The following is a 23463-nucleotide window of genomic DNA, read 5'->3' as shown; positions in this document are numbered from 1 at the left end:
CTGACCGCGGTGGTCACCTCAGTCGTCGTACCCGCCGGAGGTCATCTCGTCGACCTCAGTCGGCGCGCGGTGTCGTCGGGCTGGCAGTCGCGCCCTGCACTCCAGCGACGACCGGGCTGGTCTCCTCGACCCGACGAGTGCCTGTACGGCGACTGGCTCGGGTGAGACCCATGCCCGGCTGGAGCGCGCGCGACGACGGATCGGCAACGGTTCAAGGGGTTCCGTGGTCTGGACACGCGTCTCACGTACTCGCCAGTCAACTAGAGACACCGACGCCATCCCCCTAGCCTCGGCGTGCTCGCCCCACCGGCTTGGTCCCCGACCCCCGTGGTGTGCTGATGACGGTGGGGCGAGTGCGCCGACGGAGTTCTGCCTTCCGTCGTGATCGCTCGAGTCGTCCCGCCCCGTTCGCCCGGGGCGGGACGACCTGCGACAGCAGTCAGCGACCGGCCGCCGGGGCTTGCTCGTCGACGTAGATCGTGCCGCCGAGCTCGAGGAACTCCGCCGACTTCTCCGCGAACCGGTCCCGGACGTCCTGGCTGATCCGCATGGAGCAGAACTTCGGGCCGCACATGGAGCAGAAGTGCGCGGTCTTGGCGCCCTCGGCGGGCAGCGTTTCGTCGTGGAAAGACTGGGCGGTCTGCGGGTCGAGGGACAGCGCGAACTGGTCGTTCCAGCGGAATTCGAAGCGGGCCTTGGACAACGCGTCGTCCCAGTCCCTGGCGTGGGGGTGGCCCTTGGCGACGTCGGCGGCGTGCGCGGCGAGCTTGTAGGTGATGACGCCGGTCTTGACGTCGTCGCGGTCCGGGAGGCCGAGGTGCTCCTTGGGGGTGACGTAGCAGAGCATCGCGGTGCCGTGCATGGCGATGGTGGCCGCGCCGATGGCGCTGGTGATGTGGTCGTAGCCGGGCGCGACGTCGGTGGCGAGCGGCCCGAGGGTGTAGAACGGCGCGCCGTGGCACCAGTCCTGCTGGAGCCGGACGTTCTCCTCCACGAGGTGCAAGGGGACGTGGCCGGGGCCCTCGACCATGACCTGGACGTCGTGGGCCCAGGCGCGCTCGGTCAGCTCGGCCAGGGTGCGGAGCTCGGCGAACTGGGCCGCGTCGTTGGCGTCGGCGACAGATCCGGGACGCAGCCCGTCGCCGAGGCTGAAGCTCACGTCGTAGGCCGCGAAGATCTCGCAGAGCTCGTCGAAGTGGGTGTAGAGGAAGTTCTCCTCGTGGTGGGCCAGGCACCAGCCGGCCATGATCGAGCCGCCGCGGGAGACGATGCCGGTGACCCGCTCGGCGGTCAGCGGCACGTGGCGCAGCAGCACGCCGGCGTGGATGGTCATGTAGTCGACGCCCTGCTCGCACTGCTCGATGACGGTGTCGCGGAAGATCTCCCAGGTGAGCTTGTCGGCCTCGCCGTCGACCTTCTCCAGCGCCTGGTAGATCGGGACGGTGCCGATCGGGACCGGGCTGTTGCGCAGGATCCACTCGCGGGTGGTGTGGATGTCGTCGCCGGTGGAGAGGTCCATGACGGTGTCGGCGCCCCAGGTCACCGCCCAGGTCAGCTTGTCGACCTCCTCGGCGATGCTGGAGGTGACCGCGGAGTTGCCGATGTTGGCGTTGATCTTCACCAGGAACGCCTTGCCGATGACCATCGGCTCGGCCTCGGGGTGGTTGACGTTTGCGGGGATGATCGCGCGGCCGGCGGCCACCTCGGAGCGGACCAGCTCGACCTCGCAGCCCTCGCGGCGGGCGACGTACTGCATCTCGGCGGTGACGATCCCGGCGCGGGCGTAGTGCATCTGGGTGACGGTGGCGCCGTCGACCGCGCGGCGGGGCGGGTTGCGGGTGCCGCGCCACTCGTCGCGGGCTGCGCCGCGGCGTACGGCGGAGCGGCCGTTGTCGTGCAGCTGCGCCTCGCGGCCGGCGTAGGTGGTGGTGTCGCCGCGGCCCTCGATCCAGCCGGCCCGGAGCGGTGGGAGGCCGACCTCGGGGTCGCTGCCGGGGCCGGCGGTGCAGTAGCGGTCGAAGGTCTCGCCGTTGGTGAGGGCGACGCGGGTGACGGGCACCCGCATGTCGCCGTGCTCGCCGGGGTCGCCGTGGTCGACCAGGACGCGGGTGTGCGCGGGGTGGACATTCATGCGGGTTCTCCTGTGGGGGTTGTGTGGGCGACGGGTCCCCGGCCGCGGCCGAGGGTCCAGCGCCTGCTGACGTCGAGCTGCCGGACCGTGAAGAGCCCGGCGTGGTGGACCGCTGCGTCGAGGTCGGCGCCGCGGGCGAGGTGGGCGGCGAGCGCTGCGCTGAACGTGCAGCCGGTGCCGTGGTCGTTGGTCGTGGGGACGGCGCGGTGGGTGCGGGCGACCGGGCGCTGGCCGGGCAGGGCGAGCCAGTCGGTGCAGGTGCCGCGGGTGCCGCCGCCGGTGAGGACGACGGCCGGGCCGGTGTCGGCGAGGGCGGCCGCGGCGGTCGCGGGGTCGGTGGCCCGGCCGAGCAGGACCGCGGCCTCGTGGGCGTTGGGGGTGATGACGGTGGCGGCGGGGAGGAGGTGGGCCCGGTAGGCGGCCACGACGTGCTCGTCGCCGAGCACGACGCCGCTGGTGGCGACCAGCACGGGATCGACGACGAGCGGGCGTCCGGCGAGCCAGCGGGCCAGGAGCTCGACGACCTCGGGGCTGCCGAGCATGCCGGTCTTGACGGCCGCCACGGGGAGGTCGTCGAGGACGGCGTCGAGCTGGGCCTCGACGCTGGCCAGCGGCACCGGGTGCACGTCGCGGATGCCGGTGGTGTCCTGGGCGGTGACGGCGGTGACCACGCAGGCGCCGTGCAGCCCCAGCGCCGCGAACGTCGCCAGGTCGGCCGCGATCCCGGCCGCTCCCCCGGAGTCGGTGCCGGCGACGGTCAGGGCGACGGCGGGGGTCATGCCAGCTCCGCGAGCAGGCGGGCCACGACGTCGGCGGGGTCGGCGGCGCGCATGACGGCTCCCATGACCGCGACCCCGTGGGCGCCGGCCTCGACGGCCGCCCGGGTGTTGCCGGCGTCGATCCCACCGAGGGCGAAGACCGGGATGCCCGAGTCGTCGGTGAAGGCGTCGGGCGGCAGCGGCGGTCCGTGGCCGGGCTTGCTGGCGGTGGCGGCGTACGGCGAGAGGGTCGCCCACGCGGCGCCGTCGGCGACCGCGCGTCGTACGTCGTCGGCGGAGTGGCAGGACCGGCCGTGCCAGCCGTCCACACGTTCTTGGTGCGCCGCGAGGTGGAGCCCGTGGGCGGCAGGGTCGACGATCCGCGAGGAGATGACGGTGAGGCCGTCCAGCTCGGCGACCCGGGCGAGGAGGGCGCGGCGGTCGCGGGGGCCGAGGTCGTGCTCGCGGACGACGACAGCCTCCAGCCCTGCCTCGACGCACTCCGCGATCGTGCGCGACAGCGACCGGCCCTTGCTGAGCTGGGCCCGATCGGTGAGCAGGAGCAGGCGGGTCCTCACACGAGCTCCCGGCCCGGGCTCGAGGCGCGGGCGGTGGGCCGCTTCGGGATCCGGCCGGCGCCTCGGGCGGCGTGGCCGGCCTCGACCGCCAGGGCCAGCGCGCGGCCCATCGCGACCGGGTCGTCGGCGCGGGTGATCGCGCTGGCGGCGAGCACCGCGTCGCAGCCGAGCTCCATGGCCAGGGCGGCGTCGCTGGCGGTGCCGACGCCGGCGTCCAGCACGACGGGTACGTCGACCGCCGCGACGACCGCCTCGATCGCGTGCGGGTTGAGGATGCCCAGCCCGGAGCCGATCGGGGCACCCAGCGGCATCACCGCGGCACAGCCGACGTCCTCGAGCCGACGGGCGAGCACCGGGTCGTCGGTCGTGTAGGGCAGCACCGTGAACCCGTCGCGGACCAGGGTCGCGGCCGCGTCGAGCAGCTCGACCGCGTCGGGCAGCAGGCTGCGCTCATCGCCGATCACCTCGAGCTTGACCCAGTCGGTGCCGAGCGCCTCACGGGCCAGTCGCGCGGTCAGCACGGCCTCACGGGCGCTCAGGCAGCCCGCGGTGTTGGGCAGCAGCCGCACCCCGGCCCGAGTGAGGGTGTCGAGCAGGCTGCCGTCGCGGGTGGCCGACGTACGGCGGACCGAGACGGTGACGAGGCCGGGCCGCGCGGCGGCGAGGAGCGGCTCCAGCAGCGCCGGGCGGAGCAGGCCGCCGGTGCCGAGGAAGAGCCGAGAGGTGAGCGGGACGCCGGCGATCTCCAGCACGTCGGTCATCCGCCCTGCACCGCCGTGACGACCTCGACGACGTCGCCGTCGCGGAGGAGGGTGACGGTGTGCCGGTCGCGTGGCACTACCTCGCCGTTGACGGCGACGGCGATGCCGCGCCGCCCCCGGACGAGGTCGGCGACGGTGCTCCCGTTGGCGACGACGGCCGGCTGGCCGTTGCGGATGATGTTCACGCGGGTGCTCCTCGGGTCGGGGCGGAGGGGACGGGCAGGACGCGGCGCGGCTCGAGCGCGGGGTGGACGGCGCCGCAGTCGAGGTGGTCGGCGACGAGTCGGGCGGTGAGCGGGGCGAGCAGCACGCCGTGCCGGAAGTGGCCGGCGGCGAGCACGACGGCGGGGTCGTGGGTGGGGCCGACGAGGGGCAGGTGGTCGGCGGTGGCGGGCCGGTCCCGGGCGAGGACCTCGATCAGCTCGGCCCGGTCCAGGCCCGGCACCAGCTCACGGGCCGCCTCGAGCAGCCGGGCGACCCCGCCCAGGGTCGCGACCGGGGGCGCGTCGTGCTCCTCCGAGGTCGCGCCGATGACGACCTCACCTCCGGGCCGCGGCACGACGTAGACCGGGACGCCGTGCACCCAGCCGCGCACCGTGCGGACCGGTGGGTCGTCGGTGCGGGCCCGGACGACCTCGCCGCGGACGCCGTGCACGAGGTGGGTCCAGGGTGCGGGCAGCCGGGCGCCGGTGGCGACGACGGTGACGTCCGGGGTCGTGGCGTCGGCCTCCGCCCGGACCAGCACCCGCGCCAGCAGCGCCGCGACGACGGCCCGTGGATCGACGCTGTGGTCACCGGGCAGCAGCGCTCCCCCGGCGACGCGGGCGGACAAGGTGGGCTCGAGGCGGCGCACGGCGGCCGCGGACAGCAGGTCGCCGCGCACGTCGTGCGACGCCAGCAGCGCCACCTGCCGCTCGACGTCCTGGAGGTCACCGGCGTCGCGTCCCACCAGCAACGTGCCCGTCGTCGTGAGCGGTACGCCGAGGCGTCCGGCCCAGCCCGGCCATAGCGCGAGGCTTGCCATCCCGAGGCGGAGGATCTCCTCCTCGCCGTGCCACACCTCGCTCGAGGGGCTGAGCATCCCCGCCGCGGCATGGCTGGCACCCAGCCCCGGCGCGGGGTCGACCACCTCGACCTCGTGGCCCCGGACGAGGAGCTCGTCGGCGCAGGCCAGGCCGATGATCCCGGCCCCGAGGACCCGCACCCGCATCAGGCGACCGCTGCCACGAGCTCCTTCGCGGCGGCGACCGGGTCGGGCGGCCGCCAGATCGAGCCGATCACGGCGACCCCGTGGGCACCGGCCGCGCGGGCGAGCGCGGCACCGGCCGCGTCGATGCCGCCGATGGCGACCAGCGGCAGCACTCCGGTGGCTGCGGCGACCGCGGCAACGCCCAGCGGCTCGGGCAGGCCCGCCTTGGAGTCGGAGGCGAAGACGGGACCGAAGCCGGCGTAGTCGGCGCCCTGCTCGCGGGCGGCCACGACCTCGGCCCGGGACCGACAGGTCGCGCCGACGACGAGGCCGGGCGCGATCCGGCGCGCGTCGGCCACCGGCAGGTCCGACGCACCGAGGTGCACGCCCGCGGCCCCCGCGGCCAGGGCCACGTCGACCCGGTCGTCGACGACCACGAGGGCGCCGTACTCCTCGACCGCGGCGCGGACCGCGCGGGTCAGGGCCAGCAGGGCGCGGTCGTCGACCGCCTTGGCGCGGACCTGGAAGCCCCCGACGCCGGCCCGGGCGAGGGCCGGCAGCAGGGACAGGTCGTCGGTGGCGTCGACCAGACAGAACAGGCGTGGCAACAGCACGGAACGCTCCTCGCTTCCTTCGCCGGCATGACCCGGATCAGGTTCGACGGTCGGAGCGGAACAGCTCCCTCTCAGCTCGCTGCCGCGAACTCCCGTGGTGGTGGTTCGCAAAACGTAGCGCAACCGATGGCGAGGCGATGTGACCTGTCCGATTCGCGGATCTCCCGCCTACCAAAACACGACCGTGGCATTGCCGCGGCGAGATTCAACCCTGGTCCCGCAGCGAACTCGACGTGCCCAACGCCCTCGAGCCGGGCACGTCTCCGTAGCGAAGTACGTAGTTCTCCGGTCGCGCCCAAAGCCCGCTGGGCGTTCAGTGGGAGCAGTCCCCCACACACCCCGACGCGGAAGGCGAGGCAGTCATGAACATCGATCCGTCCGACACCAGCATGGCCAGGCAGCTGCGCTCGATCCTGCTCGAGCTTGCCCGCCGCGAGGACAGTCGCGCGGCCGACGAGGCTGCGGCCACGCCGTACGGGTCCCCCGGTCCGGCCACCATCCTCGGCCACCGCTCCGCCGCGATGCTGCTGCGCGCAGAGGCCGACCACCTCCTTGCGGGCTGAGGAGGCGTCCCCATGTTCGTGCTGCCGGAAAACGAGAAGTACCTGCGCGACGCGTTCGGCTCTGCACTCCGTGACGGGGCCTGCGTTCTCGACGCCGACCACGAGGTCGGGTACGTCCGCCTGGAGTACGGCACACGACGCGGACCTGACTCGACATACTGGGACGGCTGGTTCACCGTCGCCCGCACCCGCCGCGGCCACCCGCTCCGCGGGAAGGTGATGAACGGGCACCTCGTCCAGCTCATCGGCGGTGCGGCATGACTCGGCACTCCAGTGCCGTGCCCGACGATGCGGCGCCCGCTGAGCCCTGCCACTGTCGTGGCGATTCAGGGCACACCCGTCGCTGGACCAGACCATGCCTGTGCAGCAAATCACCTACTCATGGGTATGCAATGGATCGCAATAGATTCCAGGCCGTGCCCAACCTCGTCAGCGACCAGCGCCTGCAGTGCGCGGTCTGTTCGGCGATGGTGCCCGAACTCCTGATGCCGCTGCACAGCGCATGGCACGAGGACGACGGGGACAGGAACGTCCGCACGCCCGTCACAACGCTCCACCACGAGCCCGGAACCCCAGCAGTCCACGCGCCGCTGCGACGCAGCGTCGGACGCTAGCCCCGGGCCCCACCAGCTGCGGTGTGCCGTCACGACCTCTCTCGAGGCGGCACACCGCAATCCACCCACCCGATCTGCCGCACTTGGTCGCAGGAACCGATGATGATCCGTGCCCGCTGCCTCATCCAGGTCGTCTCGACCATCGGGTGGCCCTTGTTAAGCACCGTGGCCGCCGGCATCGCGCGACGCGTCGGCGTCGACCGTCCTGACGCGCTGACGGTCAGCCCCCACTCTCCGCCTTCATAGCGGGCACCCGACGCGAGTCACCCGCGTCGCCCCGCGGATCCCGGCCCTCATGCCACGTTCGGGGAAGATCACTTAGGTCGCTGGAACCTGCACCCAGCAAATCTCGCACAACTTCACGCCCCCGGCTCATCGGCGATGGCCGCTACCGGTGGCACGGACACCCACACGCAGCCGTGCCCGTCAGGGCCGTTCGATAGAAGGTGCAGTAGAAGTGCTCGCCGTCGGCGCACTCAACCGACGCCTGGAAGTGTGGTCGTTCATTCGTCACGATCGGGTCCTACTGCAGGGAGTCAAGATGGTCGGGTCCCGAGATCGAGGTTCCGAGACCCCGATGGCGCACCGGATGGAGCAACACGCCAGCTTCCCGCGTACTCGTCGGTAGCTAGACGCCTTGTGGCGGGCTTCACACGACCTACCGGCGCCTATCCTCGAGCGCCCCCGCCGACACCCCGGTCACCGACCGAGCCAGCTCGATCAAGATCGTGTACCGCCAGGCGTGCCCCGCCCTCGAGGACTCCCGCACCTCGACGAAGCACCGCTTGCAGTTGACGTTCCCTCAGCCAGGTCCAGCGGCCGAAGCACACGGTTGGGTCGCTCGTGCCACTGTCGATGCAGCTTGACCTCATCGACGCTCGCTCCACGTGTTCGCATGTCATGTCTACCCCGGCGCGTTCTCTGTCGAGAATGCTGGTGGCCCCCGACCACAAGCAGTCGATGCAATGGGGTCACAACCCAAGTTCGGGTTCTGGGGACTCCCTAGATCGGTGGAGAATTCGGGTGACTCTCCCCTTGGATCCAGGGGACGCAGGGCTGCGACAACACGCGCCCTGGCACCGCGATGCCCGAGCACGCTAGTGACTCAGGATGCTATTGACCCGCCCCGCCTATCTCCCTCCCCTGCGTGCCTACGACGCTGAGGGGAGCGACGACGGAGCCGCTGCTCTCGTCGTGATTACACGGGGCCGTCCCGTCCCGTCACCAGGGCGGACGGCCTCGTGGTGACGTCGGCATTGCCAAGACGAACTCCGTGGCGTCGAACTGCCCGTGACAGTGCCGACAGTTGGCGATGTCCCCAGGACGACGAACCCCTGTGGTCGAGCTCGATCCCTAGAAGCGCTAATGGCTGAGACGGGGGTGGCCAATTCCTCGCCCGACGGCAAGCACGCGTGGCTCCGGATGTACGCCGGCAAGTTGAACAGTTGAGATTGCCGAATGTTGGCGCACAGACGCCGATGATCTGGTGGGTTTGCGCCCCGGAGCATCGGAAGCCACTGCTGTGGATCCGGGTCGCGGTGCGGCGCGGCGGTCTGGCGATGGCACATGAGGACCGCGCGATGCGCCCTGTAGGCCATGGCGGCACCGGCCTTCACGGGGAAGCCCCCTTCTGTGGACTACTCGAGGCCCGCCGCGGGGGCGGCGTTCGCCTGAGTTTCGTGGCTGGACCCTGGGGTGCCCGTCCGCCCCGGCAGCCTGTCCGCTTTTCTGGTAGGGAGCCGCGCCCTCCGCTGCGCATCCCTTCCGGCCGTCCCGCCCAACGGCCCGGTCGTAGCGATGACATAGCGGTCTCGGTAGGCAGCGACGGTGGTGAGTGCCGCTCTCCAAAGACCCCACTCAACCGCATCCAACGGGTCAATGCCGAGGCCACGACCCCCGTCCGCCAGCAGACGAGCCCGAAGGGCTATGAGTAGTCTTCGCTGTTCCAGTGCGTGTCGGTGTTCGCCTTCCATCGGCCCGAGAGCCTCGGGAATGAGGCCAGCGATGAGCCGCGGCGGTGGTGAGGCGGGATCTGGCGAACTCGGACTCGCGGCTGTGTCGACTCGATAGCGGATGACGGCGGCCATGTCGTCGGCGTCGTCGAGTGGGTGCTGTGTGACGACCCGGGGCAGGAGCTGTTCGAGGTTGTGGTGGTGGGCCTCGGCCTGGCGGAGGGCGGCGGTCAAGGGCCCAAAGGCTGTTGACGAGGCCGCGGCGCGGAGCTGTTTCGGGGTGAGTCCCGAGCGCCGGAGGAGGTCGACGAGCCTGTCACGTTGGGCGGCACTGGCGACGGTCTCGTACTCTGCCGCGAGCTGAGCAATCGAGGTCCAGGTCTCTTGCTCGATCTGCATGATCTGGTGCGCCGACAGCTCGGCGCCCGAGTGCTGTAGGACCCCGAAAATGACCGTCCCCGCGTTGCCGCCCTCAACGTCCGCGGTGGGGTGGGTGTCGTCGGGCCGGTCGAGGGCAACGTAGGCGATGTTGGAGTCTCGGCCACGGGTCATGGAAACGTAGAGGTTCTCTCGGGTTGTCGATGCGGAGGCGACGACGTGTGCGGTGTCGACGGTGATGCCTTGTGCGCGGTGGGCGGTGACCGCGTAACCGAGTTCGACGTGCTGGGCGACGTACTCTGGCGGGAGCACGACAGTCGCCGACAGCCGGTGCCAGGTGCGACGGACCGCGAGTGAACCGTCCTTGCGAACGGCGGTCACTGTCCAGCGGTCACCGTTGCGGACCCAGCCGCCGTTGAGGGCCCGGAGACGGCGGTCGTTCTTGCGGGTGATCACGAGGTCACCGGCAGAGGCGTGTGCTCCCTTGGCGAGCTCGACCTCGGGCCCGCAGGCGTCGTCGTAGGTGAGGATTCGGTCGGCCCGGGCGCGGGCGTTCAGGGCGAGGACCGAGCTGGTGGCGTCGGTGACCAGGATGCTGTCGAGTCCCCTACGGACGTCAGCACACCAGGCGGTGTAGGCCGCGTCGAGCATCTGGTCGGTCGTTCCGTCGCGGAGACGCCCGTGGTTGGCATAGGTGTCGATGACCTCGACTTCTCCGCGGCGCAGCGCCGTGGTCGCGTGCTTCTCCCACGCGTGAGTGAAGCGGTGGATTTCTCTCAGGACGGGAACGTCGCTGCCCCGGGCTTCGACGAGCATCGAGAACGCGCCACCGGCATCGACGGACTGCAGTTGGGCGTCGTCGCCGACCAGCAAGACCTTGGCGCCGGCGTTGACAGCGAGGCCAGTGATCCGGTCCAGGGTGCGGGTGTCGGCCAGGCTCGCCTCATCGATGATCACCAGTTGACCGGTCGCAAAGCCGACTCTCCCTCGGTCGTGGTCGTGGAGCCACTTGGCGGTGTTGTCGCACTCGATGCCTAGGTCGTCGGCCAGTGCCTGCGCGGCGGCCGCTGAGGGCGCGAGCCCGATCACGCTCCCCCGCCCGTACGTCCTGACCCAGGCTCGGGCGAGGGCACGCATCGCCGTCGTCTTCCCGGTGCCGGCGGGGCCGACCAGCAGGTCGAGCCGACGCCCCGTCGCCGCGACCCGAGCGATGGCCTCGGCCTGGTCCCGGCTCAGCCGGCCACGCGCGACGCTTCGGCGGGTGGCGGCCGTGACCGACTCCAGTTCCAGACGTGGCGCAGCCTGCTTCCCCGTCGGCTCGGCCGCCCTGGCCAACAGCCGGTCCTCGAGGGCCAGGATCTCGGTCGAGGAGTAAATCGTGGCATGGCGCGGCCGGAACACCGACGTGCCGTCGTCCCGCCGGAAGGCGGCGGGGCTGAGCGCGAGCTCGGGCGGTGTCAGCGCCACGGAGGCTGCTTCCGCGGCTTCGACAATCAGGCCGACGACCTTCTCGCGGTCCCCCGCGTTGCGGAACCGCCAGCCCATCGTCTGCCTCGAGGCCGACGCCCACAGGTTCCAGTGCCGCCAGGTGGACCGCTGGGTGCTGACCTCGGCCACCACCTGCCGCGCCACCTCGTGGATCCGATCCAACGGGATAGCGTCGACCTCGACGACCCCCGGTGCCGCACCGGAGGCGACGGCACGCGCCCACCGGGCCGGGTCACCGCCAATGATTGTGTCTGTCCGCTGGCGCCACTCCCTGGTCAGGTCGGCCAGGGACCGGATCTCCTTCTCGGGCCTGGTCGCCAGCGTCGCCTGGGCACGGAGCTGGACGATGGTCGCGTTCGAGGGCGCTCGGCCGTGCCGCTCCGCGTACTCCCCGATGAGGCGGTCCTTCTCCTTCTCGATCTCGCGGGTCCGGCTGGAGAACTCCCCGATCAGCCCCTCGGGCACCCCGGCGATCTCCCACTGCAGGTTCCGGTCCACCCCCCGGTCACGCGCCTCCCAACCCACGCCGAACGTGCCGGTCAGCCGGTCGGCGAGCACCGCGTTGTAGTGCGCCGACAACGCGGTCACCGCCGCGTGCACCGGGCGACTGTCCAGGCTGCGCCACCGGCCATCCAGCAGGGCCTGGACCTTGTTCGCGATCACCACATGGGTGTGCAACTGCGGGTCCCCGGCCCGGGAGTCGTAGTGGTCGAACGCCGCCGCCACCACACCCGCGACACCGACCTGGGCGACCGCGCCATCAGTGTTCGCGAAACCCGTCCGGGTGGCGGCGACCTCACGCTCGAAGTAGTCCAGCACCTCAGCCACCGCCGCGTGGTGGGCCTCCACGATCATCGCCTGCAGGTCGGCATCCGCAACGGCCCACAGTACGGAGACCGACTTCGGGACACTGAAGGTGAAGTCGAAACCGGCCACCGGACGCCTGCCGCTCGCTGCCGACTCCTCCGCCTCGATCCGGGCGACCTCGGCGTCGCGTTCCTCACCGCGGACATCGTCCGGAATCTCGGCGGCCCGGGCTGCGATCCGTGTATCCGTGGCCGGGTAGTCGGGGAACGCCCGACCCAGCTGCTCCCCGGTCACCGGGTCTCGTCCCAGACCGATCAACAGGGCCAGCTGCGACTCGTGGACCTGCGCGCCCGGCTTCAGCTGACCGTCCCCCAAGCCACTAAGTCCCGACCCGAGCCAACGCCCAGGCGGGGTGCCGGCCTCGGCGTAGTACCGAGTCAGCGGCGTAGCGAGCCCCCGGTTGCCGTCACCGGCCACCACGCTGCGCAGGAGGTATCGGTAGCCACTGCCGGCTGACATCTTGCGCATCGACACCGTCACGACTCACCCCATTCACAGGCCCAAGGTGCGCACCGTTGTCCACACCCCTCGATCTGCCAACCGTGTGCTGGCGAGATGACTGGTAGACCGAAGGACTTGGGAAGAGGTTCGTACCTGAGTTCCGGTAGCACTCGGAACAGGTGACTGAAGTCAGGAGTCGCCGTTGCGGAAACAGGTGAATCGGTGGCTCAATGGAACCTGGCCGGCGCTTCGAGGCCGTCTCGCAGCGTCGTTCGTGTCCTTCCCAAGCCGTTGGCTTCGGAAGGTGGTGGGCACTCGGGCATGACGAACGTACGAATCCTCGCGATCTCTGCGACCGTGGCACTCCTGCTGGTCGCAGGGACGGGCTGCGCCGACAACGCAGGCGATCCAGCGTCGACCACACCGACTGCGTCGAGCTCTTCCACGGCCCCCTCCAGCGTCGCACCTGTCTCGGACTCGGACACCGCCGCCGCGGCAGCCTCGTCAGTGGTCCGCGCGTACTTCGCGGTTGTTGACCATCTACGCCAGCATCCAAGCAAGTCGTTGGGCACGTTGGCCTCGGCCGCGACCAGTTCTCAGCTCGCAGCTCAGCGGCGGCTGGTCAGCACTGAGCGTTCCAAGGGTCTCCATCAAGTCGGCGACACGCGAGTCGCCGAACTCACTGTGCAGACCGTCAATCTGGACAACTCTGACCCGGCTGCGGGCAAGGTCCCGACAGTCACGATCGATGTCTGCTGGGACGTCACGGACGTCGACATTGTCGACGCGACGGGCAAGTCTGTCGTATCCCCCGGCCGCCCTTCCACGGGCTGGACGCGCTACACGGTCGCCAATTACCACTGGGCAAAGAACCCGTCGAACGGCTGGCGCATCGCCACTGGCCAGGACCTCAAGCAGACGCCATGCGCGCCCTCCTGACCCGCGCCGTCATCGCCTCGCTCGCCATCACGAGCCTGATCGTTGGCGGTCAAGGTTCGGCTGCCGCCGACATGGTGTGCCAGCAGACCGACCCCGCGACGGGGCAGTGCCTGATCTGGGTCGAGGTTCCAGGCACCCCAGGCACCCCAGGCGATCCTGGGGGCGGCGGGCCGAAAGGCACCGGGCCCGGGGCGTCGTGCTACTGGGACCCCGCCAAGCAGGGACTCAGCCAGCCTCCTGCCGGACCGGTGCCCTGCACGTCGGAGTTCGGTTACTGGTCCAACACGTACAACTGCTACATCAAGGCGATGGACCCACAGCCGCCTGCCGACGATCCGGCATGGCAGGGGCACGACCCAGGCGACGGGGCGGTCTACACGTGCTATCAGCCACAGACCGGGATCATCATCAATCTGTGGGCTCAGGATCCGCCCCCGAACTCAGGTATCGGTCCGACGCCACAGCAGGTGGCCCAGATCGCCATCGATTCGATGCGACTCAGTGCCATCAACATCGGCATCGCGCCCGAACCCGGACCGAACAGCATCGGCCTCGTCGGGATGCCAGTGTGGATGTGGGCGAACAATCCCGACAACCACACCTATGGGCCCGCCACGGCCTCGGCGAGCGCCGGTGGAATCAGAGTCACGGCGACGGCTCGAGTCGAACAGATCACCTGGGACATGGGCGACGGCAGCGAGGTCGTGTGCCGGACCCCTGGCACGCCGTACAAGCCGAGTTTCGGCAACCGACGGTCACCGGACTGCGGACACATCTACGACAAGTCCAGCGCACATGAGCCGGGTGGGCAGTACGTCGTCACGGCGACCTCGGACTGGGTGATCACGTGGTCCGGAGCAGGGCAGACCGGGACGATCCGGCTGAACGGCTTGAGCCGTTCGGTCGCCATCACGGTGGGCGAGGCGCAGGTGCTCGTGGAATAGCGAGCCGCGTGAGGGGCGAACGAGGATGACCAACACAACGACGCGAGACGACAGGACGATCGACCTGGGGTCGAGGTCCGCCGCGAATCCCACCGTGCCACCCCCCAAACTTCGTCGTCGGCCGTCCCTGCTCGCCGGCGCGGTCGGGTCCATCTGTCTCGGTGCCCTTCTCGGGGCCTGGGCCTGGACGTCGACCACGAACACCCAGGAGGTGCTGGCAGCTCGGCACACCATCGAGCGCGGCACGGTGATCACGGCCCAGGACCTCGAGCGAGTGCGCATCAATGCCGATCCCGCGCTGGCACCGCTCCCCGGCTCGTCGTACGACGACATCGTCGGGCAGCGTGCCGCCCTCGATATCTCCGCGGGCACCCTGTTGACCGCGGAGTCGACCGCCGAGGCGGTGCTTCCTCCCAGTGGCATGTCCGTGGTCGGAGTCGCTCTCACCCCCGCGCAGGCGCCCGGCGTCGAGCTCCGGGACGGCGACCGGGTCCGGATCGTGGTCACCCCGGGTGAGGGGGCCGCCGCCCCGTCGGGGTCCCCCACCTTCAGCGAGGCGGAGGTAGTCGGTAGCCACGTCGACCAGGCGACGGGACAGCTTGTTGTCGACCTCCTCGTCCCCCACGTCGATGCCGCCGTCCTGGCCGCGCGAGTGGCAACCGGGAATGTCGCGCTTGTCCTCGACTCCGGGGAGCGCTGATGGCGGTCATCGCGCTGTGTTCGGCCTCGGGCTCCCCCGGGGTCACCACGACGGCGGTTGGTTTGGCACTGCTGTGGCCCCGCCCGGTTCTCCTGGTCGAGGCAGACCCGACCGGCGGCTCCGGGCTCCTCGCCGGCTACTTCCGCGGCGCGAAGGAGTACGGCGTGGGCCTTCTCGAGCTGGCGCTCTCCCCACTCGATGTTGCCGAAACGCTTCCCCAAGCGGTGCAGCCGATCGAGGGCTCACATGCGTCGTACGTCGCTGGCACCCGGTCCCACGCCCAGGCAGCCGGATTGCGCGACCTCTGGCCCCCGCTCGCGGCAGCACTCTCCGACCTCGACGAGCAGGGCCAGGACGTGATCGTCGACGGCGGGCGGCTCGGCCTAGCGGGCTCCCCAGAAGTCATCCTGGCCGCAGCAGATCTCACCGTGCTGATGACACGGTCGACCCTTCCGGCCCTGGCCGCAGCCCGTTCGCGCGCTGCGAGCATCCGCCGAGACCACCTCTGGCATGACCCGGCGGTGCTACTTGTCGGTGAGGGACAGCCCTACCGTTCCCACGAGGTCGCGAAGGTCCTCGGCCTCCCTGTCATCGCCGACGTGGCTGACGATCCCGAATCCGCAGCCGTCTTCTCCCGGGGCGCGACTCCCGGCAAGACCTTCCCGTCCGGGGTGCTGACCCGCAGCCTCCACGCCACGATCGCATCCCTCCAGGCCCAGATCGCACGTGGCCGCTTCGCCCTACTTGCGCGGGCCACACCATGACGAGCCAGCGCTGGACCGAAGCAACCGACCTGCGACGGCTTCCGCTCTTCGCCGACGAGCACACAGTCCCGCAGCCACACCGTCTCGACTATGCCGTTGCGGTCAGCGCCGAACCTGCCACCGACTCCGCGGACATCGACTGGGCCCTGGTCGCAGCCATCCGCGCACAAGCATCCGAGCAGCTGAGCCGGGCCGTCGCTGCGGACCGTGGCCGACTCGACAAGGCAACCCAGGAGGAGCTCGGACGTTCCATCGTGCTCGATCTGGTCGACTCCTCGATGGCCGAGCGCGTCAACGCCGGGGAGTCGGCGTGGACCCTCGCGGAACAGGAGGCTGTGGCTCGAGCGGTCTTCGATTCCCTCTTCCGCCTCGGGCGACTGCAGCCGCTGGTGGACGACGACCGGATCGAGAACATCATCATTGCCGGACATGACAAGGTCCGGCTCGAGCTCATCGACGGCTCGCTGACACCTGGCCCCGCCGTCGCGGACTCAGACGAGGAGCTCATCGACTTCCTCGTCTTCCTCGCCTCTCGCAGCGAGGTCAACGCTCGCGGCTTCTCCGAGGCGCAGCCGCGTCTCCATCTGCGACTCGATGGCGGGGCTCGGCTGGCGGCGGCTGCGTGGGTAACCCCGCGCCCCTCGGTCGTCATCCGCCGGCACCGGCTCATGACGGTCACCCTCGACGACCTCGTGGCGCGCGACATGCTGACCTCGGTGGCCGCTTCTTTCCTGCGTGCAGCCGTCCGCGCGCGGAAGTCGATCGTGGTCTCAGGCAGCCAGGGCGCGGGCAAGACCACACTGGTGCGAGCCCTGTGCGCCGAGATCGATCCCGCAGAGGCCATCGGCACCTTCGAGACCGAGTACGAACTGCACCTCCACCAGCTCGACCGGCACGAGATCGTGCACGCGTGGGAGGCACGCCCCGGCTCCGGGGAGCGCGGGAGCGACGGTCGCCAGGCGGGCGAGTTCACCCTCGACGAAGCCCTGGTCGACTCCTTCCGGTTCAACCTGTCGCGCCAGATCGTCGGCGAGGTCCGCGGCCGCGAGATCTGGGCCATGATCAAGGCAATGGAGTCCGGCACCGGCTCCATCTCGACGACACACGCCTCGGATGCGGCGGCCGCCGTCCGCAAGCTCGTCACCTGCGCCATGGAGGCCGGGCCGCACATCACCCAGGCGCTGGCCACGAGCAAGCTCGCCGCAACCGTCGACCTCATCGTCCACCTCGACATGAACACGACGACCCAGGGCCGCACCTCCCAGCGCCGTCGCCGAGTGGCCGAGATCATCGCGCTCACCCCGGGCGAACGCGAGACCGGATACGCGACGACGCAGGTCTTCCGGACCGCTGCAAGCGGAGTCGCGGTGCCGGCGGTCCTGCCCGACGACTACCGCCCTCTCGTCACCCACGGCTTCGACCTCGCCGGCTACCTCGCGGCTGACGGTGCCGGGTCATGATTCCGCTGATCCCAGCCCTCGCCGGAGCGTTGATGGTCGCCGGGCTGATCGGCCTGGTCGCTGGCCTACGCCCCGCACCGGCCGTCGAGTCTGCGCCGACCGGTTCCCGGAGCGTGACGCGGCTGCGTACGACGTCTCGCCGCACAAAACTGTCACTCCTGGTCGGCTTCGGTCTCGGCTTGATCGCCTGGCTCATCACGGGGTGGCCCCTGGCCGTCCTCCTCACGCCGGTCGCAGCAGTTGGACTGCCGACGCTCCTGACCGCGCCTCGGGCCGCCGACCGGATCGAGCGGCTCGAGGCGATGGAGGAATGGACCCGAGCCCTGGCCGGCGTCCTGACCGTCGGCGTCGGCCTGGAACAGGCGCTGGTCGCCACCCTTCGCTCCACACCGGCTCCCATCGCACCAGAAGTCGGACGACTTGTGGCGCGCTTGCGGGCGCGCTGGGCGACCGAAGACGCGCTGCGGGCCTTTGCCGACGAACTCGATGACCCCACCGGTGACCTCCTGGCCGCGAACCTGGTGCTGGGCGCGAGGCGCCGGGGCGCTGGGTTGGCCAGCGTCCTGGAAGGCCTGGCCGAGTCGGTCTCGGCCGACGTACGCGCTCGTCGACAGGTCGAGGCGGACCGGGAGAAGCCCCGTGCCACCGCCCGGTGGGTCACGCTCATCAGCGCGTCGGTGTTGGTGCTGCTGGCGGTGTCGGGCACCTACGTCGAACCGTATCGGTCATCGTTCGGCCAGCTGACCCTGGTGGTGCTGCTCTCGGCCTACTTTGCGACCCTGGTCTGGATGCGGCGGATGGCGATGGGGCGGCCACTCCCCCGGTTCCTCAAGCCGCGCGAGGTGTCGCCATGACGACCGGCCTCCAGGTGATGCTCCTCGCCGGAGGGCTGGTCGGCCTCGGCGTGGCCCTCCTCGTGATCCGTCTCGTACCCGCGCAGCCAGACCTCGCCGACGCGCTGGCTCGCCTGACACCGGCCCGTCCGAGCCTGCCGAGTGCCACCGCCGGCCCGGTGGTCGGGAAGGAGAGGCTCGGTGTTTGGGCGATACGCGTGCTGCCGCCGGGCCTCTGGGTGCGAACGCCACACCGGGAGCTGGCTGTCCTGCGGATCCCGCTAGCGCGTTTCTACGGCGAGAAGCTCACCTTCGCTGCCATTGGCCTGGTCTTGGCTCCGCTGCTCGCCTGGTTCTTCGACCTCCTCGGCCTGGGTCTGCCGATCGCGATCCCCGCGCTGGCGTCGCTGGGCCTTGCCGCGACGATGTTCTTCCTGCCCAACTACAACGCGATCGACGAGGCCCGCAAGGCCCGGCTCGAGTTCACCCGCGCCCTGGGTGCCTACATCGACCTGGTGGCCCTCGAGCGCCACAACGGGTCCGGGGTGCGGCAGTCCATGGAGGCCGCCGCCCAGGTCGGGGACTCGTGGGTCTTCCAGCGGCTCAGCGAGGAGCTGACCCGATCGCGGTGGTCGGGCCTGCCGCCGTGGGACGCCCTGCACATGCTCGCCGAGGAGCTCAGCCTCCCCGACCTCGACGACTTCGCCAACATCATGCGGCTCTCCGGCGAGGAGGGCGCGGGGGTGTACACCACGCTGCGCGCGCGGTCCTCCGCCATGCGGAGCGCGATGTTGAACGACGAGATCGCCGAGGCCAACGCGGCCGGTGAGCGGATGACGATCCCCGGCTCACTGCTCGGCGTCATCTTCATGGCCCTGCTGGTGGCGCCCTCCCTGCTCCGGATGTTCAGCAGCACCTGACCCGCGGGACGACCCGACGACGACGAGGACAAAGAGGATGACGAAAGGAAGCACATGAACCGACCACTCACCGCCCTGGTGACCATCCAGCTCGCCCTGGAAGTCCGCAGGCTGCGAAACGAACGAGGTTCGGTCACCACCGAGCACGTGCTCTGGGCGGTCGCCGTCATCGCGATCGTCGCCATCGTCGTCGCAGCGGTGAAGGCATATGTCACGAGCCAGGCCGGCAACCTCAAGTAGGCGGCCCGACGACCGCGGCTCGGTCTCGATCGAGCTCGTGATCCTCCTGCCCGTCCTCTTCGCGGTGATGTTCCTCGGGATGCAGGCCGCGCTGTACTTCCACGCTCGCACCGTCGCCATCGCCGCGGCACAAGAAGGGGCACGCGCGGCAGGAGCGGAGCACGGCGAGGCCGCCGAAGGCACCCGGGCCGCCGACGCCTTCGTCGCCGAGGCGGGTGGAGACGACGTCCTGCGGGACGCCACGGCCACCGCGGACCGCACCACGACGACGGCCACCGTGACCGTGCGCGGCATCAGCCTGAGCGTGATCCCCGGCTGGAACCCGGTCGTGCATCAGAGCGCAACCGTTCCCGTCGAGAGGGTGACGGCCCCGTGACGTTTGTGAGGTCAGCACGAGACGACCGGGGCTCAGCCGCCATCGAGGCCGTGATCGGTGTCCCGACCTTCATGCTCTTTGTCGGCCTGATCATCCTCGGGGGCCGCACGGCGACCGCCCACCAGGCGCTCGAGTCTGCGGCCGCGGACGGTGCCAGGTCTGCGTCCCTCGAGCGGACGGCGAGCGACGCGGCGAGGGCCGCCGAACAGGCTGCACGGTCCAGCCTGGCCAACCAGCAGATCCACTGCGCTCGGGTCGATGTCGAGGTCGACTCCTCCGGCTTCCAGACGGCCGTCGGCCGGGACGCGTCGGTATCGGTGAGCGTCACCTGCCGACTCGACCTCTCCGATCTCTCGATTCCCGGAGTGCCCGGCACCCGAACCCTGCACGCGACCGTGTCCAGTCCGATCGACACCTGGCGGGAGCGATCATGAGCCCACGTCGTGACGAGCGCGGCTCGGTGACGGTCTGGCTGGCCCTGGCGAGCTTCGTGATGATGGCGCTGGTCGGTCTCGCCGTGGATCTGGGCGGCCAGGTGCACACCCAGCAGCGCGCCCACGATCTCGCGGCTCAGGCCGCCCGCGCGGGCGGGGAGCAGGTGCAGGCGGCTCCGGCCATCGAGGGCAGGTACGTGCGCATCGACGTTGCGGCCGCCCGCAGGGCCGCGCAGGCGTACCTCACCGCGGCCGGGGTCGAGGGCACGGTGTCGATCCTCGGGGGCGACACGATCACCGTCACCGTCACAGACGACTACACACCGCAGTTCCTCGTCTTCCTGGGCATCAAGCGCCTCGACGTCAGCGGCACGGCGTCGGCCCGGCTCGTCCGCACCCTCGGAGGGACAGAACAATGAGCACCCTCAGGTGCCGCATCATCGGCCTGTGCGCCACGCTCGCGCTGCTCGTGATGGTGGTCGCAACCCCAGTCGTGCTCGTCGCGATCCGTGCCGTCCCAAGCCCGGGTGACTTCTCACCGAACCGCCTGACCAGCCCCGACGACGGCACTCTGGCCGTCGCTGTGATCGGCGTGGTGGCGTGGCTCGCCTGGCTTGTCTTCACCACGGCCGTCGCCCTCGAGCTCGCGGCGCGCACCCGCCGCATCCGCGTCCCGCACCTTCCCGGCCTGGCGATTCCGCAACTGGCGGCGGGCCGACTCGTCGCGCTCGCGTCACTGTTGTTCGTTGCCGTGCCCACCGGTAGCCAGGTTCCCCTGCCTACCCCGACGGTCGCGGTCGTCCCGGTCCACACCACGCTCGAGCAGCCGCGGATCAACCACATCGACACCGTCACACCGACTGTCAGACTGGCAGCGGCCCCATTGCTGGCTGAGGTTCAGGCACAGACGGACGAGACGATCCCCTACACAGTGAGGCGCGGTGACAGCCTCTGGAAGATCGCCCAGCAGCAGCTCGGCGAAGGCCGCAGGTACGACGAGATCGTCGCCCTGAACGAGGCCGTCCTGCACGGGCGCCCCGACTTCATCACAGCCGGCACCGTGCTGCGGATCCCCCACGTCACGCCCTCCGCCGAGCAGGAGACGTACGTCGTCCAGCGGGGAGACACGCTGTCCGAGATCGCCGAGGTCCAGCTCGGCGACGCGTCGGCATACCCAACGATCTTCGAAGCGTCACGCGAGATCGAGCAGCCGGACGGCGGACGCCTCACGGATCCCGATCTGATCCGACCCGGCTGGCGCCTGACGATCCCTGGCCATGCTGACGGGGACGAACCCGACGAGCAGCGCCCCGCCGACCCGTCAGCTGCGATCCACGCCGACCCGACGGCCCCCATCGACCGGGAGGACCCGCCGCCGACCTCGCCAGCGCCCACCGATGGCCCGACGAACCTCGCCGACACCGACGGAACCAGCACGCCCGGCTGGCTCCTACCCGGGCTCGCGGGTGCCGGCGCAATCCTCGCCGGCTCGCTCCTGATCGTGCTGCGGCAACACCGGCGTACCCAGCAGCGCTACCGACGTCCCGGCAGGATCATCGTCTCCACACCGCCTGAGCTCCGCCCGGTCGAGAAGTCCGCTCATCACGCCGGGTCGCTGACGGCGCCGCGGATCGACGTCCTGGACAAGGCCCTGCGCCACCTCTCAACCGCCTGCGCCATGCAGCCGCGACTCCTGGACGCCGAGTTGGGCACAGACAGCATCACCCTGCACCTGGGCAAACCTGCCGTGCTCCCCCAGCCTTGGCATGGGGAACGAACCTCGTGGTCAGCCCGGCTCGACAGCGACTTCGGGACCGACAGCAGTCACCCAGCGCCGTACCCCCTGCTTGTCAGCCTTGGCCAGAGCGACGACGGTGCCCTGAGCCTGGTCAACCTCGAGGAGCTCCGCTCCATCACCGTGACGGGTGATGCCGCCGTGGCCGCGGGGCTCGGGAGGCATCTCGCCGCGGAGCTCTCCCTCAACCCATGGTCGGTCCTCGTCGAGATCGACACGTTCGGCATCGCCGCCGAGCTGGCCACGATCGACCCACTGCGCCTGCACCATCACGACGGCCCTGATGCCGCGTTCCTGGAACGGCTGAGTCGCGACCTCGCGGCCGAAGGCGGGACCGAGGAGCCGGACCGCTTCCGGGCACTCCTGACGACGGCTGAGCAGGATCCACACGCCTTTGGGGAGATCGCGAAGATCCTCACCGCAGGCGTCGGCCGTCCCGGGGGCGCGGTCGTGACCATCGGCGGCGAAGCCTCCGACGACACCGTCGAGATGCACGTGACAAGCATCGGGCGGCTCGTGATCAAGGCACTCGAGCTCGACCTGGTCGCGGCAGGACTGACCGCTGAGGAAGCCACCGCCTGCGCGGCGATCGTCGACCTCACCCGCCAGGTCGACGACGAAGCCATCCCGAGCACCCCCGAGGCAGACGGGGGGCCACCGCTCACCGACCAGGCCGGGGCCATTCGGCTCCCGGCAGCCGAACCGCGACCCCCAGGCCCTGCTGGGCCGGCGTCACTGCTCCCGCTCGCGGCGACGACCTACGAGCAGAAGGCGGCGACCACCACCGCAGACGTGGAACAGCTCGCCCCGGTGGTTCCGCCAGATACAGCCAGCAGAGTTGCCGACAGGGATCCCGACCTGGACGGCGACCTCACTGTGTGGGCGGATCCGAACTCGCGGATCCCGCGCCTCACCCTGCTCGGCCCGGTCAACGCGCGCACCGCCGGTGACGCCACCGCCGTTGCGCGACGCAAACCGTTCTACGTCGAGCTCCTTGCCTACCTCGCCCTCCACCCCAACGGAGTCACCACACCGCAGGTCTGCGATGCCTTCGGACTCAAGCCGGACCGGGCACGAACCGACCTGGCCGTCGTACGCCGCTGGCTCGGCATAGACGGACGGACCGGCGAGCTGCACCTGCCGAGCGCACGCGCCCGCGCCGGTCACCACGACCGCGGCACCGCCGTGTACCAGCTCCAGGGCGTCCTGACAGACATGGACCTGTTCCGACGGCTGCGCGCCCGCGGACAGAGCCGCGGCGAGGACGGTATCGCCGACCTCGTCACCGCTCTCGACCTCGTCTCCGGCGAACCCTTCACCGAACTCCGGCCCGCGGGTTGGAGCTGGCTCCTGGACGGCGACCGCCTCGACCACATCATGACCTGCGCCATCGTCGACGTGGCCCACATCGTCACCACCCATGCGCTGTCGGTCGACGACTTCGAGCTCGCCCGGCGGACGGCCGAGACCGCCTACCGGGCGGCGCCGGACGACGAAACCAGTCGACTTGACCTGATCCAGGTCGCCGCCGCCACCGGCCACGCCGACCTGGCCGAGCGCCAGCTGATCGACGACATCTTCAACAGGAGTGACGACGGCCTCGGACCGGTTGCCGTGCCTGACCGGACCGCGCACATCGCCGGGGGCCATGGATGGGCTCGGAGGACGCGCGCCTCGCGTTGAGGACACCGGACAAGCTCGTCGTCGAATGATCGCCGTCATGC

The 23463-nt window shown here is 70.6% G+C and carries 23 protein-coding genes and 1 riboswitch; of the genes, 15 read left to right on the top strand and 8 right to left on the bottom strand.

Translation table 11 applies throughout. The features are described from left to right. Positions 1 to 439: 439 nt before the first annotated feature. From thiC to FB382_RS07665, 7 genes are all read right to left on the bottom strand, one after another. Positions 440 to 2131: a phosphomethylpyrimidine synthase ThiC gene (gene thiC, locus FB382_RS07695; RefSeq protein ID WP_182538106.1), complete on the bottom strand. Its 1692-nt coding sequence runs from the start codon at positions 2129 to 2131 to the stop codon at positions 440 to 442. Beyond that, positions 2128 to 2910 carry a bifunctional hydroxymethylpyrimidine kinase/phosphomethylpyrimidine kinase gene (gene thiD / locus FB382_RS07690; protein ID WP_182538104.1) on the bottom strand — a complete coding sequence of 261 codons (783 nt, stop codon included), beginning with the start codon at positions 2908 to 2910 and terminating at the stop codon, positions 2128 to 2130. The genes thiC and thiD overlap by 4 nt, the downstream gene beginning before the upstream one ends. Then, a complete protein-coding gene (locus tag FB382_RS07685; RefSeq protein ID WP_182538102.1) occupies positions 2907 to 3467 on the bottom strand; it encodes a thiamine phosphate synthase in 561 nt (186 codons plus the stop codon). Before FB382_RS07685 ends, thiD begins: the two co-directional genes overlap by 4 nt. Next, positions 3464 to 4228, bottom strand: coding sequence for a thiazole synthase (locus tag FB382_RS07680; RefSeq protein ID WP_182538100.1), 765 nt, complete (start codon positions 4226 to 4228; stop codon positions 3464 to 3466). Before FB382_RS07680 ends, FB382_RS07685 begins: the two co-directional genes overlap by 4 nt. Next, a complete protein-coding gene (thiS, locus tag FB382_RS07675) occupies positions 4225 to 4413 on the bottom strand; it encodes a sulfur carrier protein ThiS (protein ID WP_182538097.1) in 189 nt (62 codons plus the stop codon). The genes FB382_RS07680 and thiS overlap by 4 nt, the downstream gene beginning before the upstream one ends. After that, positions 4410 to 5438, bottom strand: a complete 1029-nt coding sequence (locus tag FB382_RS07670; protein WP_182538095.1) for an FAD-dependent oxidoreductase — start codon at positions 5436 to 5438, stop codon at positions 4410 to 4412. Before FB382_RS07670 ends, thiS begins: the two co-directional genes overlap by 4 nt. Continuing rightward, positions 5438 to 6031 carry a thiamine phosphate synthase gene (locus FB382_RS07665; protein ID WP_182538093.1) on the bottom strand — a complete coding sequence of 198 codons (594 nt, stop codon included), beginning with the start codon at positions 6029 to 6031 and terminating at the stop codon, positions 5438 to 5440. Before FB382_RS07665 ends, FB382_RS07670 begins: the two co-directional genes overlap by 1 nt. Then, a riboswitch (TPP riboswitch) is annotated at positions 6028 to 6137 on the bottom strand. It overlaps the preceding gene by 4 nt. Before the next feature lie 256 nt (positions 6138 to 6393). Here FB382_RS07665 and FB382_RS07660 point away from each other — a divergent pair. From FB382_RS07660 to FB382_RS07650, 3 genes are all read left to right on the top strand, one after another. Then, on the top strand, positions 6394 to 6594 hold the full coding sequence (locus FB382_RS07660) for a hypothetical protein (protein WP_182538091.1): 201 nt from the start codon (positions 6394 to 6396) through the stop codon (positions 6592 to 6594). Positions 6595 to 6606: 12 nt separating this feature from the next. After that, entirely contained in the window at positions 6607 to 6855 is a 249-nt protein-coding gene (locus tag FB382_RS07655) for a hypothetical protein (protein WP_182538089.1), read from the top strand. A 155-nt stretch (positions 6856 to 7010) separates the two neighbouring features. Continuing rightward, entirely contained in the window at positions 7011 to 7208 is a 198-nt protein-coding gene (locus FB382_RS07650) for a hypothetical protein (RefSeq protein ID WP_182538087.1), read from the top strand. 1637 nt (positions 7209 to 8845) lie between these two features. On the opposite strand, the gene mobF is transcribed toward FB382_RS07650, so the two are convergent. After that, positions 8846 to 12373, bottom strand: coding sequence for a MobF family relaxase (gene mobF / locus FB382_RS07645; RefSeq protein ID WP_343055522.1), 3528 nt, complete (start codon positions 12371 to 12373; stop codon positions 8846 to 8848). Positions 12374 to 12655: 282 nt separating this feature from the next. Between mobF and FB382_RS07640 the strand changes: the two genes are divergently transcribed. From FB382_RS07640 to FB382_RS07585, 12 genes are all read left to right on the top strand, one after another. Beyond that, the gene (locus tag FB382_RS07640; RefSeq protein WP_182538085.1) at positions 12656 to 13273 is read left to right on the top strand and encodes a hypothetical protein; all 618 of its coding nucleotides are present in this window, start codon (positions 12656 to 12658) and stop codon (positions 13271 to 13273) included. After that, the gene (locus FB382_RS07635; protein WP_182538083.1) at positions 13258 to 14217 is read left to right on the top strand and encodes a hypothetical protein; all 960 of its coding nucleotides are present in this window, start codon (positions 13258 to 13260) and stop codon (positions 14215 to 14217) included. Before FB382_RS07640 ends, FB382_RS07635 begins: the two co-directional genes overlap by 16 nt. Before the next feature lie 94 nt (positions 14218 to 14311). Beyond that, positions 14312 to 14917 (top strand): SAF domain-containing protein, encoded by a 606-nt coding sequence (locus FB382_RS07630; RefSeq protein ID WP_343055521.1) that lies wholly within the window; start codon positions 14312 to 14314, stop codon positions 14915 to 14917. Further along, positions 14917 to 15681: a CpaE/TadZ family protein gene (locus tag FB382_RS07625; protein ID WP_182538079.1), complete on the top strand. Its 765-nt coding sequence runs from the start codon at positions 14917 to 14919 to the stop codon at positions 15679 to 15681. The genes FB382_RS07630 and FB382_RS07625 overlap by 1 nt, the downstream gene beginning before the upstream one ends. After that, the gene (locus tag FB382_RS07620) at positions 15678 to 17141 is read left to right on the top strand and encodes a TadA family conjugal transfer-associated ATPase (RefSeq protein WP_182538077.1); all 1464 of its coding nucleotides are present in this window, start codon (positions 15678 to 15680) and stop codon (positions 17139 to 17141) included. Before FB382_RS07625 ends, FB382_RS07620 begins: the two co-directional genes overlap by 4 nt. Continuing rightward, positions 17138 to 17995 carry a type II secretion system F family protein gene (locus tag FB382_RS07615; RefSeq protein WP_182538075.1) on the top strand — a complete coding sequence of 286 codons (858 nt, stop codon included), beginning with the start codon at positions 17138 to 17140 and terminating at the stop codon, positions 17993 to 17995. Before FB382_RS07620 ends, FB382_RS07615 begins: the two co-directional genes overlap by 4 nt. Then, the gene (locus FB382_RS07610) at positions 17992 to 18894 is read left to right on the top strand and encodes a type II secretion system F family protein (RefSeq protein WP_182538073.1); all 903 of its coding nucleotides are present in this window, start codon (positions 17992 to 17994) and stop codon (positions 18892 to 18894) included. Before FB382_RS07615 ends, FB382_RS07610 begins: the two co-directional genes overlap by 4 nt. Positions 18895 to 18948: 54 nt before the next feature. Continuing rightward, positions 18949 to 19134 (top strand): hypothetical protein, encoded by a 186-nt coding sequence (locus FB382_RS07605; RefSeq protein ID WP_182538071.1) that lies wholly within the window; start codon positions 18949 to 18951, stop codon positions 19132 to 19134. After that, positions 19103 to 19510 (top strand): TadE family protein, encoded by a 408-nt coding sequence (locus FB382_RS07600; RefSeq protein ID WP_182538069.1) that lies wholly within the window; start codon positions 19103 to 19105, stop codon positions 19508 to 19510. Before FB382_RS07605 ends, FB382_RS07600 begins: the two co-directional genes overlap by 32 nt. 5 nt (positions 19511 to 19515) lie before the next feature. Further along, positions 19516 to 19944 carry a TadE/TadG family type IV pilus assembly protein gene (locus FB382_RS07595; RefSeq protein ID WP_343055520.1) on the top strand — a complete coding sequence of 143 codons (429 nt, stop codon included), beginning with the start codon at positions 19516 to 19518 and terminating at the stop codon, positions 19942 to 19944. Beyond that, positions 19941 to 20363, top strand: coding sequence for a TadE/TadG family type IV pilus assembly protein (locus FB382_RS07590; RefSeq protein ID WP_182538067.1), 423 nt, complete (start codon positions 19941 to 19943; stop codon positions 20361 to 20363). Before FB382_RS07595 ends, FB382_RS07590 begins: the two co-directional genes overlap by 4 nt. Continuing rightward, the gene (locus FB382_RS07585; RefSeq protein ID WP_182538065.1) at positions 20360 to 23422 is read left to right on the top strand and encodes a LysM peptidoglycan-binding domain-containing protein; all 3063 of its coding nucleotides are present in this window, start codon (positions 20360 to 20362) and stop codon (positions 23420 to 23422) included. Before FB382_RS07590 ends, FB382_RS07585 begins: the two co-directional genes overlap by 4 nt. The last annotated feature ends 41 nt before the right edge of the window (positions 23423 to 23463 follow it).

This window comes from Nocardioides ginsengisegetis, assembly GCF_014138045.1.
Classification (GTDB): Bacteria; Actinomycetota; Actinomycetes; order Propionibacteriales; family Nocardioidaceae; genus Nocardioides; species Nocardioides ginsengisegetis.
The sequence above is the reverse complement of the archived record's forward strand: the minus strand, read 5'-3'. Positions and strand labels throughout refer to the sequence as shown.